This is a genomic window from Streptosporangium sp. NBC_01639 (assembly GCF_045209755.1).
In the GTDB taxonomy this organism is placed as follows: domain Bacteria; phylum Actinomycetota; class Actinomycetes; order Streptosporangiales; family Streptosporangiaceae; genus Streptosporangium.
Map to the genome: position 1 here is coordinate 8366721 of NZ_CP109272.1, position 14923 is coordinate 8381643.

The 14923-nt window shown below is 72.0% G+C and carries 6 protein-coding genes; 1 reads left to right on the forward strand and 5 read right to left on the reverse strand.

Annotated elements, in window-relative coordinates; genetic code table 11:
* Window positions 1-20 precede the first annotated feature (20 nt).
* From OHA77_RS38020 to OHA77_RS38035, 4 genes are all read right to left on the reverse strand, one after another.
* Window positions 21-1466, reverse strand: coding sequence for an elongation factor G (locus OHA77_RS38020; protein ID WP_406314006.1), 1446 nt, complete (start codon window positions 1464-1466; stop codon window positions 21-23).
* Between the two features lie 164 nt (window positions 1467-1630).
* Window positions 1631-5362 carry a S8 family peptidase gene (locus tag OHA77_RS38025; RefSeq protein ID WP_406314007.1) on the reverse strand — a complete coding sequence of 1244 codons (3732 nt, stop codon included), beginning with the start codon at window positions 5360-5362 and terminating at the stop codon, window positions 1631-1633.
* A 416-nt stretch (window positions 5363-5778) separates the two neighbouring features.
* On the reverse strand, window positions 5779-7212 hold the full coding sequence (locus OHA77_RS38030) for an N-acetylmuramoyl-L-alanine amidase (RefSeq protein ID WP_406314009.1): 1434 nt from the start codon (window positions 7210-7212) through the stop codon (window positions 5779-5781).
* Window positions 7213-7289: 77 nt separating this feature from the next.
* Window positions 7290-8273: a M23 family metallopeptidase gene (locus OHA77_RS38035; protein WP_406314010.1), complete on the reverse strand. Its 984-nt coding sequence runs from the start codon at window positions 8271-8273 to the stop codon at window positions 7290-7292.
* Between the two features lie 207 nt (window positions 8274-8480).
* Here OHA77_RS38035 and OHA77_RS38040 point away from each other — a divergent pair, with 207 nt between their 5' ends.
* Window positions 8481-11486: an AfsR/SARP family transcriptional regulator gene (locus OHA77_RS38040; RefSeq protein WP_406314012.1), complete on the forward strand. Its 3006-nt coding sequence runs from the start codon at window positions 8481-8483 to the stop codon at window positions 11484-11486.
* Between the two features lie 134 nt (window positions 11487-11620).
* On the opposite strand, the gene OHA77_RS38045 is transcribed toward OHA77_RS38040, so the two are convergent.
* Window positions 11621-14923: a BTAD domain-containing putative transcriptional regulator gene (locus tag OHA77_RS38045; protein ID WP_406314014.1), complete on the reverse strand. Its 3303-nt coding sequence runs from the start codon at window positions 14921-14923 to the stop codon at window positions 11621-11623.

The following is a 14923-nucleotide window of genomic DNA, read 5'->3' on the forward strand; positions in this document are numbered from 1 at the left end:
GGCGGGGCCATCGTCGTCTCCTACCGGGACGTCCCGTCGGACACCGGCACCGCGCTCGGCGCCGGGGCGTAACCGGTGGCCCGGGTGGTGAAGGTCCCCCGGCCCTGGGTCCGGCTACGCAACCGGGTCGCGTAGCCGAACAACTCGGCCAGCGGCACGGTCGCGGTGATCACCACCGTGCCCGCCCGCGCGGTCGAGCCGGAGACCCGGCCGCGCCGTGCCGCCATGTCGCCCAGCACCCCGCCGACGGCGTCGTCGGGAACGGTGGCCGTGACCTCGACCACCGGTTCCAGCAGCACCATCGCGCAGGCCCGCAGCGCCTCTCGCAGCGCGAGCCGGCCGGCCATCCGGAACGCCATCTCCGAGGAGTCCTTGGGATGGGTGGCACCGTCGGTCAGCGTGACCCGCAGACCGGTCACCGGATGACCGCCGAGGGGGCCCTCGGCCAGCGCGTCCCGGCACCCGGCCTCCACCGCCCGGACGTACTCCCGTGGCACCCGTCCGCCGACGACGGTCGAGCGGAACACGAAGCCCACCGCGCCGCCGCCGCCGTTGTCACCGGCGTCCGGGGCGGTCTCCAGCGGCTCCACGTCGAGGACGACATGGGCGAACTGGCCGGCGCCCCCGTCCTGATTGACGTGCCGGTGCAGCAGCCCGGACACCCCGCGGGCGATCGTCTCCCGGTAGGCCACCTGGGGCCGGCCGACGCTGACGTCCAGCCCGTGGGCGCGACGGATCTTCTCCACGGCGACCTCCAGATGCAGCTCGCCCATCCCCGACAGCACCGTCTGACCGGTCTCGGAGTCGGTCCGGACCGCCAGCGAAGGATCCTCCTCGACCAGCCGGGCCAGCGCCGACGCCAGCCGGTCGGCGTCGGTGCTCCTGCGAGCCTCGATCGCCGCGGAGACCACCGGGTCGGCCGCGTTCGGCGGTTCGAGGACCAGCGGTGCCCCGGGTGCGCACAGGGTGGCCCCGGTGCGGGCCGCCTTCAGCCCGACCACCGCGACGATGTCCCCGGCCACCGCCAGGTCCATCTCCGTGTGCCGGTCGGCCTGTACCCGCAGGATCCGGCCGATCCGCTCGGTGCGCCGCACGCCGGCGTCCAGCACCGCGTCTCTCTTCCGGATCGTTCCCGAATACACGCGCAGGTAGGTCAACCGCCCGGTGGCGGTCGAATTCACCTTGAACACCAGCGCGGCGAACGGTGCCGCCGGGTCGGCGATCCGCTCCCGCACCGCGCCGCCCTGGGTGCCGCGTACCGCCGGCACGTCCAGCGGCGAGGGCAGGTAGGCCACGACGGCGTCCAGCAGCGGCTCGATCCCGCGGTTGCGGTAGACCGATCCGCACAGCACCACCACGCCCTCACCGGTACGGATCAGGTCGCGCAGCGCGGCGGCGAGAGTCTGCGCGGAGAGCGCCGACTCCGCGCAGAACTCCTCCAACGCGATCGGGTGCAGTTCGGCCACCGACTCCTCAAGCAGCCGGCGGCGCCGATGCGCCTCTTCCCGCAGGGCGTCCGGCAGGCGAGGCTCGGCGAGCCGACCCGTCCCACCGTGCGCACGCCGGCCCTGCGCGGCCCGCTCGGGGCGGGTCGCACAGGGCCGGCGGAGTGAGAGGAGACCGTGCGTGGTCAGCGGCCCGGGAGGGCGTACGCGCGGATCACCTCCTGGGTGAGGGTCGCGCCCTTCTCGTCCGATGCGCGGACCCGGAGCGAGACGGACTCGGCGCCCGGGGCGGGCCGGTCGAGCACCGCCTTGTACGATCCGGTGCCCGCCGGGGTCAGCCGCTTCGCGGCCCGCCAGGTCGCCCCGTCGTCATAGGACACCTCCAGCGAGACCTTCTTGATCGCGCTGGCGGGCGCGCCCGGCTGGTGGTACAGCGACAGTCCCAGCTGCGTCCCGCCGCCGCGGTTCTTCAGGTCGGCCGGGACGTCGTAGTCGGCGAGCAGCAGGGGGACCACCTCGGTCGCCCCACCGGCGGTCTGCTCCGAGGGGAACGTCCAGGTCGTGTCCGTCCGGGTGGACAGCTTCGCCCACGTCGCACGGTTCTCCAGTTCGTACTCGATCCGGTAGTCCGACCTGCCGGGAGGCAGAGCCACGTCCCCCACCGGCAGGTAGTCCGTCTGGGCGAGCAGCGTCTCGCCGCGGTAGAGGCGGAAGCCGGTGCGCAGGCCCTGCTCGAAGTCGCTGCTGTAGGCGTCGCCGACGTTGCCGTCGGCGTCGACGAAACCCTTGACGGAGACGTGGAGCCTGTTCCCCTCCCTGCGCAGCGGGTCGAACGGGTCGACGCCCGGGGTGAGCGGTTGCCTGAGCCAGGTGCGGCTGAGTTTCTCACCCTCGCGGTAGATGTGGAACCCGGGAGCCGTGAGTTCGACACGCGGTGTCTGCGGGCGTTCCCACATGTTGTTGTAGGGCAGTTCGGGAGCGCCCACTCCGGTGCTCCACCGGACGTCCGGGTCGGGGGTGACGTAGGTGACCTGAGTCCGCGGGGCGCGGAGCACCGGCCGGTTCGTGGTGAGCGAGGTGGTGTCCCACGGCTCGAACGCCCACCGCGCCTCGTTCATCGTCACGTTGTCGGCGAGCTGGCTGTGGAAGCCGGTCTCCTCCCTGGCCAGTGACGTGGCGCGGACGACATATCGCAGGTCGTCCGGGACCCGGCCCTGCTCGCGCAGGAACAGCTCGTACTGGTAGGGACTGGCGACGACACCTTCGGCCAGAACGGGGACGGGCAGGTACCGCAGCCGGGAGAGCAGCTTCCGTCCCTCCTCCTGCGACAGCCGTACGGTCGGGACGGAGAGCTTCACCCCCGACCCCCCGGGATCGAGGTCGACGCCCGGGCGGTCGTTGTAGATCGCGACCATCCTGGCTCCGGCGGCCGCGGCATTGTTGGACTGGGTCGAGACCGGGATCCCGTCGGTCCGCCGGATGAGCGCCAGCTTCCCGCGCAGGTTCCTGCCCTTGATGTCCTCGGGCCTGCCCTGTCCCGCGTCGGCGAGCTGGAGCAGCGCGGCCCCGTCGAGGCGGGGGAACTCGTCGGAGAGGTCGCTGAACCACGTCGGTACGTAGTACTCCGGGTTCAGCGTGGTCCCGAGCGCGCGCATCGTGATGGCCGGTGCGTCCAGCCGCCACCGGGTGCCGACGGAGAACACGCCCTTGGTGACGCGCTTGGTCGGCTGGATGAAGAGCCGCTCCTCCAGCTGCGCGCCCGGCGCGAGGTAGGTGCCGCCCCGCAGCGCGCCACCCCCCTGGGCCGGTGCCCGATACCACGAGATGTGCTCGGCGGCGCCCGTGTTCCGCTTCGTCTTGTGGTCGGGTGTCTCGATCCGCACCTCGACGGCCTTGCGGGCGTCGAGCACCACCTCGGTGTTCTTCGTGATCTTCATTTCGGGATCGCCGACGAGGCTCTGGTTCAGCACCTGCCCCTCCTCGGTGCTGTCCTGCCACGACGGTGCCGTGAAGATGTGGCCGAGTACGGAGTAGTTTCCGGGCTTCACTCGCAGGCAGGTGCCGGAGCCGTAGGGCTCGCCGGAGCAGGGTTCGGCGGCGTCGCCGGGCAGCATGCGCCCGGCGAGGGTGCCGTCGTCCAGGTTGAGCACGGTGAAACCGCCGCGCCCCGGCCGGCCGTCCCGGGCGATGCCGCTCACCCGGAGCTCGACGCGCGGTCCCTCCTTGGTCGCGGTGAGCAGCGTGCGCACGTCATGGCCCGGGGAGGCGGTGGCGACCAGCTCCTCCCGGACACGCCCCTCGGGGACCTTCGCCACGTCGAGGGAGACGGTGACCTCGGCCGTGCTTTTCGCCGGCACCGTGAGTGCCGCGGGAGAGACGGTGAAGGCGCCGGTGCTCCTCAAGCTCAGCTCGACCGGTGCACCGGAGAGGTTGCGGTAGGACACGACCCGGGTCGCGGGGGAGGGAGAGGCAGCGGTGAACGCGCCGAAGTTCACCGACCCCAGAGAGGCCGCGACCGGGTCGGTGAGTGCCGCGGCGACGTCGATCCGCCCGGTGCCCTGCTCGTCGACGGAGGTGCCGTCCTGGTGCTCGGCCGTACCCATCAGCAGCGTCTTGAGCTCGCCGGCCTGGATGCCGGGGCGGGCCTGCCGCAGCAGCGCGGCGGCGCCCGCCACGTGCGGAGTGGCCATCGACGTGCCGGACAGCCGGGTGTAGGCGGCGTCGACGGGCTCGCCCAGGGAGGTCCCGCCCGCCCGCGCCGCGACGATGCCCACACCCGGCGCGGTGACGTCGGGCTTGACCGAGAGGTCGGCCGCGACCGGGCCGCGGCTGGAGAAGTCGGCCAGCTTGTCCTCGGCGTCGACGGCTCCGACGGTCAGGGCCGCCGACGCGTCGCCGGGGGTTCCGACACAGCCGTCGCAGCCCATGTTGCCCGCCGCGATCACGAAGAGCGTGCCGTACCGCTTGGCCAGACTGTCCACGGCCTCGGTGAGTGGGCCACCCGCTTCGGGGCCGCCGAGGCTCATGTTCACGATGTCGGCGTGCTTGTCGGCGGACGCCCACTCCATGCCCTCGATGATCCACGACAGGGCTCCCTCGCCGGCACTGTCCAGCACCCTGCCGTTGAGCAGTTCGGCGCCCGGTGCGACACCCTTGAGCCGGCCGTCCGAGGCCGCGCCGCTGCCCGCGATGGTGGAGGCCACGTGCGTTCCGTGCCCCTGGACGTCGCGGGTGCTGTCCTCGCCGGTGAAGTCACGCTCGTCGGCGACCTTGCCGGCCAGATCGGGATGCTGGGAGTCGATCCCGGTGTCGAGCACGGCCACGGTCGTGCCGGACCCGTCGTATCCGGCGGCCCAGGCGGCCGGTGCCGAGATCTGCGGAACACTGTGGTCGAGCACCGCCTCCACCCGGCGGTCCAGCCAGATCTTCTCCACTCCGGCGAGCGGGCCGGTGAGGCCCCCGTCCCCGGCACGGGCGAGCTCCGCCAGGGCCGCACCGAGCTGCGCCACCTGGCTTTTCTCCGCGGAGACCCCGGCCCCGCCGATGCTCTCCAGACGGCGCAGCAGCTTCGTCGCCGGCACCGCGGGCGGTGCGGCCAGCGAGACGGCCTTGGTGTAGGTGAGGATGAGCGGGACCGCGCCGCTGGCCGAATCGGCGTACCCCTGCTCCGTGAGCGTCGTCACGTCGAACAGGTGCGGGTCGAGGCGCAGGGGGACGAGGCTCGCCACGTCGTCCGGGACCACGCTCAGCCTGCCCGCGTTCTCCAGCACCTGGAAGGTGGGGACGGATCCGTCCGCACGCGGGGCAGGAGTGATCGTCGCGGCCCGGTGACCGTCCGCCAGGTCGGTGACGTGCACGCGGTCGCCGGTGACCAGCGTGACGTCGTAGGTGTCCGGCCTGGCCGTGAACGGGGACACAGGTGTGGTCCCGGCCGGTGCGCGTGCGGCCCCCGCCGGGACGGGAGCACTCAGCCCGAGGGCACACGCCGCTGCCGACGCGACGGCCGTCGCCACCCAACGTCGCATGAACGGACCTCCGAAATTCAGATAAGTGGATGGTCCGAATTCATAGAGGTCAGGCCGTTGCGTCGTCCATCCTTTTCGGATGGCCAAGTCGCGACTTGTCGTAAATACGACGGCGGCTGGCCGGCGACGGCGGAACCCCGCGGACCACGCACCGCTTGTCCGCGCAGGAGACCGCCGGCCGGGCGGAAGCGCCCCTTCCATGACGCAAGCCCAGGTCGTTGGGGGCGACCTGGGCTTGCGGGAGGTGCGGCTTGCGGGTCGTTCAGGCGATGGTGGTCCCGGTTCGCACCGTCACGCCGGCGGCGAACCTAGCCGCAGTGTTCGAAGGGGCTGTCATAGGCGGAGGAGCCCGCCTTGCCGCCCCACTTGACGCACTTGTCGGCCGCGGCGGCGCGCACCGGACCGGCGTAGTAGGTGAAGTTGCCGGAGTCGGTGACGCGGGTCTTGCCCTGCACCTCCAGGTAGGCGCTGGTGGCGGTGGCCGTGCCGAGGGAGCTGCTCTTGATGGTGGCCACGCAGTTGTAGCCGGTGGAGGTGTTGTAGAGCAGGTAGACGGTGCCGGCCGTACCCAGCGCGGCGCTGTCGATCACGCTGTAGCCGCTGCCGCAGACCTCCTGCGGGGTGTAGGGGTTGACACCGCCGTTGCTGCCGCCGACGTACTGCATGTACTTCGCCCAGTCCCAGTACGGGCCCGGGTCGGTGTGGTCGTTGCCCGGCACCTCGACGTGCCCGACGATGTGGGTGCGGTCCTTGGGGATGTTGTAGCGGTCGGCGATGTTGCGGGTCAGCGCGGCCGAGGCGCGGTACATCGCGTCGGTGAACCAGGAGGCGTTGTCGACGTAGCCTTCGTGCTCGATGCCGACGGAGCGGCTGTTCCAGTCGCGGGCGTGCCAGGCCCGGTCCTTCTCGCGGACCATCTGGGTGATGTCACCGTCGGAGGAGCGGACGACGTAGTGCGCCGAGACCTGGGCGGCGGGGTTCTGGAACCAGGAGATCGTGCCGGCGTAGGAGCCCTGGGTCACGTGGATGACGATGCGGTCGATCGCGTTGCTGGTCGGCCGGTTGGAGACGGTGTAGTTGCTGGAACTGGCGGCCACCCATTTGGCTCCCGGGTAGTCCACGGCCGCCGCCAGGCGGGGGGCGTTCAGGTCGGGGGCCTGGGCGTAGGTGCCGCGCTCGGGTGTCACGGCCTGCGCCTGCACGGTCACGGTGCCGCTCGGGGTGGCCGCCGTGACGCCCTTGGCGAGCAGGTCGTAGACGGTGTCGGCGTACAGCCGGGCCACCTCGGGGGAGGAGGCGTTGCCGTATTCGGCCACCGCCGCGTACCACTTCCCGGCGTCCTTGCGGGCGGTCGCGTCCAGTCCGAGCTCATCGGCGTGGGCGCGCAGCACCGCAGCGCCGCCGGCGACGTTGGCCGCGTCGTCGCTCTTGAGCGTCTCCACCGGCTGGGCGGTCAGTTTCGCGGCCTGTTCCAGGGCGTGCACGGTCGGGTTGCTGACCAGGTGCATCACCCCGTAGCCGCCGCTGGCGCTCGGCTCGCCCCGGTGCCCGTCGAGATGGGTCTCGGCGTAGCCGACCGCGACCAGCAGGTCACGGGGCACGTCGTAGGTCGCGGCCGCATGGGTGAAGGCGTCGGTCAGGGGGTCTGCGGGAGCGGCGCTCGCGGGCCGGCCCATCAGGCACACCAGGGGGATGAGCGAGCCGGCCAGCAGCACGGCTGAACGGCGGAGTCGGGCCTTCACAGGTTCTCCTCAACAAATGGGGGTTCGTCGAAGGGGCCGCCTCCGGCCTGCGGGGACGGAGACGGCCCTTCGGTAGATCAGCTACCGCAGTGTTCGAAGGGACTGTCATAGGCGGAGGAGCCCGCCTTGCCGCCCCACTTGACGCACTTGTCGGCCGCGGCGGCGCGCACCGGGCCGGCGTAGTAGGAGAAGTTGCCGGAGTCGGTGACGCGGGTCTTGCCCTGCACCTCCAGGTAGGCGCTGACGGCGGTGGCCGCACCGAGCGAGGTCTTCTTGATGGTGGTCACACAGTTGTAGCCGTTGGAGTTGTTGTAGAGCAGGTAGACGGTGCCGGCCGTACCCAGCGCGGCGCTGTCGATCACGTCGTAGCCGCTGCCGCAGACCTCCTGCGGGGTGTAGGGGTTGCTGGTGCCGCCGCAGTTCTTGGAGGTCACCGTCTGGGCCGGGTAGCCGAACGTGGTCCCGTTGAAGACGGCCTTCTGGATGTTGGACGGGTAACTGCTGCCCGAGCGGACCTCGTAGTGCAGATGCGGGGAGATGTTGTTGCCCGGCTTGCTGGTGTTGCCGACCGTGCCGATCTTCTGGCCCTGGGAGACCGTGGCGCCCGCGCTCACCGCGCGCGAGTTCAGGTGCGCGTAGTAGGTGGACCATCCTCCGCCGTGGTCGATCTTGACCAGGTTGCCGTAGCCGTTGGTCGATCCCTGGTGGGCCGAGATGGCCACCGTGCCCGCCGCCGCGGCGATGACGGGGTCTCCCAGGTCGGCGTCGGCCGTGCTGCCCCGGTTGAAGTCGATCTCCCATGACTGGTGCGCACTGCTCGCGCTGGAGTTGCCCGTCCAGACCTGCCCGCAGGGGAAGGGTAACTGGAAGTTGGTCGCCATGATCGTCGGCGGTTCGGCAGCCGGATCGTCTGCCGGGTTGTTGGCCGGGTCCGGCGTGGGGACGGCGGCCGTGACGCCCGCCGTGTCTGTCGTCGCGCCGGCGTTCGGTGCCATGACGGCGCCGCCCGCGAGGCCGATCAGCAGGGCGAACCCCGCTGCGAGTACCCCGTTGAGTCTCATGCGGATCCTTTCCCGCAGGTCCGGTGGGCGAAGCCTTGACCGGCACCGTGCACTGTCTGTTGGATCTCTCCGAAAGGCTCTTACTGGGGTCCAGGGTCTGGATTAGTGGTACAAAAATCATCCAAAATCGATATAAAGGCCTACCCGGCTCGTACGCCACAACCCGATGAATGGTTGCAGCGCCTCCCAAAAGGAGTAAGTGCGGTCATGGTGGTTGATAAGCCCTCATTCAGCGTGCTCGGTACCCTGGACGTCCGGTCTTCGGGACAGCCTCTTCACATCGCCGGCACGAAGCCCCGGATCCTGCTGGCGTCACTACTGCTCGACGCGGGCCAGGTGGTCGGCGCGGACCTCCTCGTCGAGATCCTGTGGCCCCGGAACCGGCCGCGGTCCGCCCACGCGAACCTCCGCACCTATGTGAGTTCGCTGCGCGGCCTGCTGGAGACGGCCGGCGCCCGGATCCAGGCCCGCCCGGCCGGCTACGTGATCGAGTTGCCGCCCGGGCAGCTGGACGCGCTGATCTTCGAGGATCTGATCGTCAGGGCACGGGCGGCGGGCCGTACGGACGAGGCCTTCGACCGGCTCTGCCGGGCGCTCGCGCTGTGGCGCGGCACCCCGCTCGCCGACCTGCCGGCCAGTCCGCTCTGGGACGGCCGGCTCCAGTCGCTGGCGGAGATGAGACTGGGAGCCGCCGAGGAACTGGTCGCCCTGAGAATGGACCGGGGCCACTACGCCGACGCGATCGGCGAGCTGCGCCGGCTGCTGAAGGAACATCCCTTCCGCGAGGATCTCTGGCAGCAGCTGATGCTCGCTCTGCACTGGAGCGGCCGGCAGGGCGAGGCCCTGCACACCTACGCCACGGTCAGGCGGCAACTGGTCACCGAGCTCGGGGTCGAACCCGGCGCGGACCTGCGCCAGGCGCACGCGGCCATCCTGGCGGGAGAGCTCCCACCGGCCGTGCGGGTGACCCACCCTCTCGCACCCGATGCCGCGGTCGCACCGCACCAGCCGCCGGCCGTCATCGCGCCCGTCTCCACGCCCCAGCAGCTCCCCCCGGACGTGCCGGACTTCACCGGCAGGGCAGAGGCCGTCGTCGTCCTCACCCGGGCGCTGTCACCCGTGGAGCGCCGGCCGGACGGGCCGCCGTCGATCGTGGTGGTGGCGGGGGCGCCGGGCATCGGCAAGTCGGTGCTGGCCGTGCACTGCGCGCACGCCGTACGGATCGGGTATCCGGGTGGACAGCTCTACCTGGACCTCGGCGGGACCGAGCACGTGCCGGCCGACCCGGGCGAGCTGCTGGCCGAGGCGTTACGGGCGCTGGGGGTCGGTGAGGCCGTCCTGCCGGGCACGGTGCACGAGCGCTCCGCGCTGTACCGGTCCCTCCTGGCCGAACGCCCGATGCTCATCTTCCTCGACGACGCCGCCGACGCCGCCCAGGTGCGGCCGCTGCTGCCCGGCAACGCCTGCGCGGTGCTCGTGACGAGCCGGCGGCGGATCACCGAGCTGCCCGGTGCGCTCCAACTCGAACTGGACCTCCTGACGCCCGCGGAGGCCGAGGAGCTCCTGGGCAGGATCGTGGGCCCCGAGCGGTTGGCGGCGGAAAAAGAGGCCGCCTCGGAGATCCTGAATGCCTGCGGCTATCTGCCGCTGGCCGTCAGGATCGCCGGAGCACGGCTGGCGGGACGGCCCAACTGGTCGCTCGGAGTGCTGCGGGAGCGGCTGAAGGACGAGTCGAACCGCCTCAGCGAACTGCGCGCCGGAGACCTGGAGGTCCGGGGCAGCCTCGACCGGAGCTACCGGCTGCTGCCGGATGACGCGGCAAGGGCCTTCCGGGTGCTCGGGCTTCTGGGCCCGCAGTCCCTGCCCGGCTGGGTGGTCGACGCCGCGCTGGACCGGCAGCGGACCGACGACGTCACGGATGTCCTGGTCGACGTGAACCTGCTCCAACTGGTCGGAACCGACCCGATCGGCCAGCCGCGCTACCGGCTGCACGACCTGGTCCGCTGCAACGCCAGGGAGAAGGCAGGCGGCGCCCCGGAGCGGCATGCCCTCATCCGGGTGCTCGGCGCGTGGATGGCCACCGCCGAGAGCGCCACAGCGCGGCTGCCGACCACGCTCTTCAGCCTGACATCGATCAGAGCCACCCGCTGGAACCTGGCCGAGGACACCCTCAGGCGCCTGACCGCCGACCCGCTGTCGTGGTTCGACGCCGAACACGACGCGCTGGTCGGAGCGGTGCGCCTGGCCGCCGACGCCGGGCTGGCCGAATCGGCGTGGGGGCTCGCCGCGGCCCTGGTTCCCTATTTCGACCTGCGCTGTCACTTCGACGAGTGGCACTCCACCCACCGGGTCGCCCTGGACGCCGCGCGCCTGGCGGAGGACCGCCACGGTGAGGCGGCCATGCTCCGCGGCCTGGCCCAGGTGGGCCTCTACCAGGACCGTTACGCCGAGGCGAGAGAGATGTTCCGGCGATCCCTCACGATCTTCCACGAGCTGGGGGACGTGCGGGGGGAGGCGACCTCGATCTGCGGGCTGGGGGCGGTCAACCAGTTCTGCGGCCAACACCTCAGGGCGCTCGCGTACTTCCGGCAGGCGCTCGCCATGTTCCTCGCCATGGGCGACCAGAGCGGCGAGGCCTACGCGCGGCAGGCCATCGGGCGGGCCTGCCTGGCCTCCGGCAACCTGCAGCAGGCCTCGAAGTGGCTGGGTGAGGCGTTGCGACTGGCCAAGGAGATCGGGGACTCCCACCGTGAGGGCTGCGTGTCCATGCAGTTCGGGCGGCTGCACGACCTGGTGGCGGAACCCGACCAGGCGATGCGGTTCCAGGGACACGCACTGGACATCTTCGAAAGCCTCGGCGACCTCCACTGCGGGGCCTACGCCATGCAGGGGCTGGGCGGGCTCCAGGCGACCCGAGGTGACCCGTCGCACGCCTCCGACCAACTGGAGCGGTCTTTGCTGATCTTTCAACGGCTCGGTGACCGGAGCGGCGAGGCGGCCACCGTCCAGTCGCTGGGCGAGCTGCACCGGTCGGCGGGCCGTACCCGCCTGGCGCAGGACTACCTGCACCACGCCCTCACACTCCGCCGCGAACTGCGGGGAGGCACAGGCCTCTCCGGGGGAGCCGAACCGGCGGCACCCTCCGGCGACGGCCGGTGGAGCCGCGACACCGGGCGGCCACCGCTCGTCCTCGACGGCAACGCCGTGGAGTGATCACCGGCCGGCCCCGGTTCTGAAGGATCTCGGAACGACGTCCGCCGGATCCGCTGCGCACAACCGCCGGTGGAAGGCGGTTCCACCGGGCGTCGACCGGCCGGCGAAAGGCCTCGGCCGGATCGCCGCCTCTGTCAGGTCGTCGCGGACCTGACCGGTGTCCGTCGCGTGTGCCCGGCCAGGGACGGGTGCGCCAGGTACTCGTCGGGCCGCAGCGCGCCGCCGAGGTCGAACTCGGCGGCGAAATCCGCATCACCGAGTGCGTCCCCGGCCCTGGCGGCGATGCGCTCCACGTCGAACCGTTCGCCGGCCGGCAGCGGTATCCGCACCGACAGTCTGGCCGCCGCGGCGGCCCCCAGCAGCCGGGCGGCATGGTCAGGATGGCCGGCCAGCATCTGCGCCCCGGCCAGGCCCTCCAGCGCCAGCGCGACCGATCGGGGATCGCCGACGGTCCGGGCGGCGGCGAGGCCGTCGAGCTGCAGGGCGAGGGCGGCGCGCGCATCGCCCCGGTGCTCCGCGATGAATCCGAGCTCGGCCAGGATCAACGCGGGAACGCCGGGCTCATAGCCCATCCGGCGGTGCAGGTCGAGCACGCTGCGCAGGTGCGCCTCGGCGGTGTCGAGATCTCCTTCCCTGCGCGCCCCCAGCCCGAGCCCGATCTCGGCGAACTGCTCCCCGAACGTGTCCGACCGCTCCATGGCGAGCCGTCTGGCCCGCTCGTGGAACTCCCTGGCCGTCGGGTAGTCCTTCGACAGCAGGGCGATCCGGCCCAGCCCGGAGAGCGTGAAGGAGACCTCGGGCCACAGACCGAGATCCTCAGCCATCCGCAGCCCGTCCCGGTACAGTCGCCCGGCCCGCTCGTAGTCGCCGACGACCTCGGCCAGCGTCGCCAGCGGTGTCACGGCCTGGAGTTCCCCCCACTGGTCGCCCAGGTCCCGGAACAGCTCCAGGCTCTGTTCGCCGTCCCGTCGCAGCGCCTGGAAGTCTCCGCGCAGTTTCGCGTGGAAACTGCGGCTGCTCAGGGCCGCGGCCGTACCCCAGCGATCCCCGAGTGACCGGAACGTCGCCAGCGCGCGGCCGATCAGATCCTCACTCGGCGACAGATCGCCGATGCCGTACGTGTGCGATCCGAGGAACCACTCCATCCGGGCCCGCCCGCCCGGGTCGTCGATCTGGTCGTAGGAGCGCAGCGTGGTGCGGTACTCCGCCGATGGATCCGCGCTACCGCCGAGCAGCCTGATGCCGCCCAGCCAGGCGGTGGCCCTGGCCACTGTGGCGGCGGGGGCCGTGTCGCCGGCCGACAGCGCCATGGTCAGCGACCGCTTGGCCTCGCTGATCCGGCCGCGCAGGTACCAGTACCACGTCAGCGCGTTCGCGAGGCGCAGCGCGCGGTCCGCGTCACCGAGCCGCGCCGCCCCTTCGAGCGCGGCGCGCAGGTTGGCGGTCTCGGCGTCCAGGCGCCGCAGCCACAGTCGCTGGTCGTGGCCCCGCAGCCGCGGTTCGGCGCGTTCGGCCAGGTCGGTGTAGTAGTCGCGGTGCCTGAGCCGGAACTCTTCGAGCTCGTCCGCCTCCCGGAGGCGTTCGACGCAGTAGGCCGTGACCGACTCCAGCAGTCGATACCGGGGCCCGTCCGTGCCGTCGGACATGACGACCAGCGAGCAGTCCACCAACCGGGCGAGCAGGTCGAGGACCTCCGTGCGATCCAGGTCGTCACCGGCGCAGACCTCTTCGGCCGCGGCGAGTGTGCAGCCGCCGGGATGTACGGCCAGCCGCCGGAGCACCGCGCGCTCCTGCTCGCCGAGCAGCCCCCAGCTCCAGTCGATCACCGCCCGGAGCGTTCGCTGCCGCGCGGGGGCGCTGCGCGCCCCCGCGGCCAGCAGGTGGAACCGATCGTCGAGGCGGGCCGCCACCTCGTGCACGCCCAGTGCCCGGACCCGGGTGGCGGCCATTTCCAGCGCGAGGGGGATGCCGTCCAGCCGCCGGCAGATCGAGACGACCGCCTCGACGTTGGTCTCGTCGAGGATGAAGCCCGGTGCCGCCGCGCTCGACCTCGCCACGAACAACTCCACCGCGCTGAACCGGAGCGCGGCGGCGGGGCCGAGGTCCGTCGCGGGCGCGGGAAGCCGCAGCGGGCGCACCGCCCGGAGGTGTTCGCCGGTGATGCCCAGCGGTTCCTGGCTGGTCGCCAGGATCCGCAGCCGGGTGGCGGCCTTGAGCAACCGCTCCGCCAGCTCGGCGACCGGCTCGATCACATGCTCGCAGTTGTCGAACACCAGCAGGGTCGGGTGGTCTCCCAGCGCGTGGACGATGCGGTCCGTCAGCGAGAGGTGCTCGGTGTTCGCCGTCATGGCATCCCGTACCCCGAGGACCTCGCCGACCACGTCGTGCACCTCGGTCGTCGGAGCCGTGGCCCGCTGCCCTCGGGGGTGGGCCGGTGCACGTGAGGGTGGGGCGAGCGCGCCGAACTCGACCAGCCGCACCCCTCCCGGGAACAACCGGCCGGCCTGTGCGGCGATCGCCAGCGCGAGCCGGGTCTTGCCGACCCCGCCCGCACCGGTGAGCGTCACCAGCCTGCCCGTCTTCAGCAGCGAGCGGAGCTCATCGACCGCCTCGGCCCTGCCGATGAGGTCGGTGAGCGCACTCGGCACGTTCGTCGGCGGACGGGCCGTGGTCGGGGAGGGCGCCGCCGTAAGTGCCGGGTCCTGGGTCAGGATCGCCTGGTGCAGGGCCGCGAGCTCGGGGCCGGGGGCCAGGCCCAGACTCTCGGCCAGCTGCTCACGCAGGTCGCCGTAGCTGTTCAGCGCGTCGCTCTGCCGACCCGCGAGATACAGCGCGCGTACGTGAGCGGCGCGCAGCCGTTCCCGGAGCGGGTGCCGGGCGACCAGGTCGCCGAGCTCGTCGGCCAGCAGCGCGTGTTCTCCCAGTTTCAGCCGCGCCTCGGCCTGCTCCTCCAACGCGGTCAGCCGCTGCTCCGCCAACCGCGCTATCGCCGGCCGGGTGAACTCCTCGTCGGCGAAGTCGGCGAACGCCGGGCCGCGCCACACCGCCAGCGCGTCCGCCAGCAGGGCGGCGCGCACCCGGGAGTCGTCACTCGCCCGTGCCCGCGCCGCCAGTCCGTGGAAGCGGTCCGCGTCCACCGCGTCGGGCTCGGCCAGCAGCTGGTATCCGGGAGGGCGGGACATCACCAGGTCCCGGCCGCCCGGCTCGGCGTCCTCAAGTGCGCGCCGCAACTGCCAGATCTTGCTCTGCAACGCGCCGAGCGGATTGTTCGGCAGTGCGCTGCCCCACAGGTCATCGATCAGCCTGTCCGCGGACACCGGTCGCCCGCGGTGCACCAGGAGGTTGGCGAGCAACGCGCGGACCTTGAGCTCCGGGACCCTGACCGGCCGCCCGTCCGCCGTCCACACCTCCAGTGGGCCCAGCACTCCGAAACGCAT

Excerpts from the sequence above, each read along its gene's own strand:
- OHA77_RS38035 (WP_406314010.1), bottom strand. The coding sequence starts at position 8,273 with ATGAGACTCAACGGGGTACTCGCAGCGGGGTTCGCCCTGCTGATCGGC.
- OHA77_RS38045 (WP_406314014.1), bottom strand. The coding sequence starts at position 14,923 with ATGCGTTTCGGAGTGCTGGGCCCACTGGAGGTGTGGACGGCGGACGGG.
- OHA77_RS38040 (WP_406314012.1), top strand. The coding sequence starts at position 8,481 with ATGGTGGTTGATAAGCCCTCATTCAGCGTGCTCGGTACCCTGGACGTC.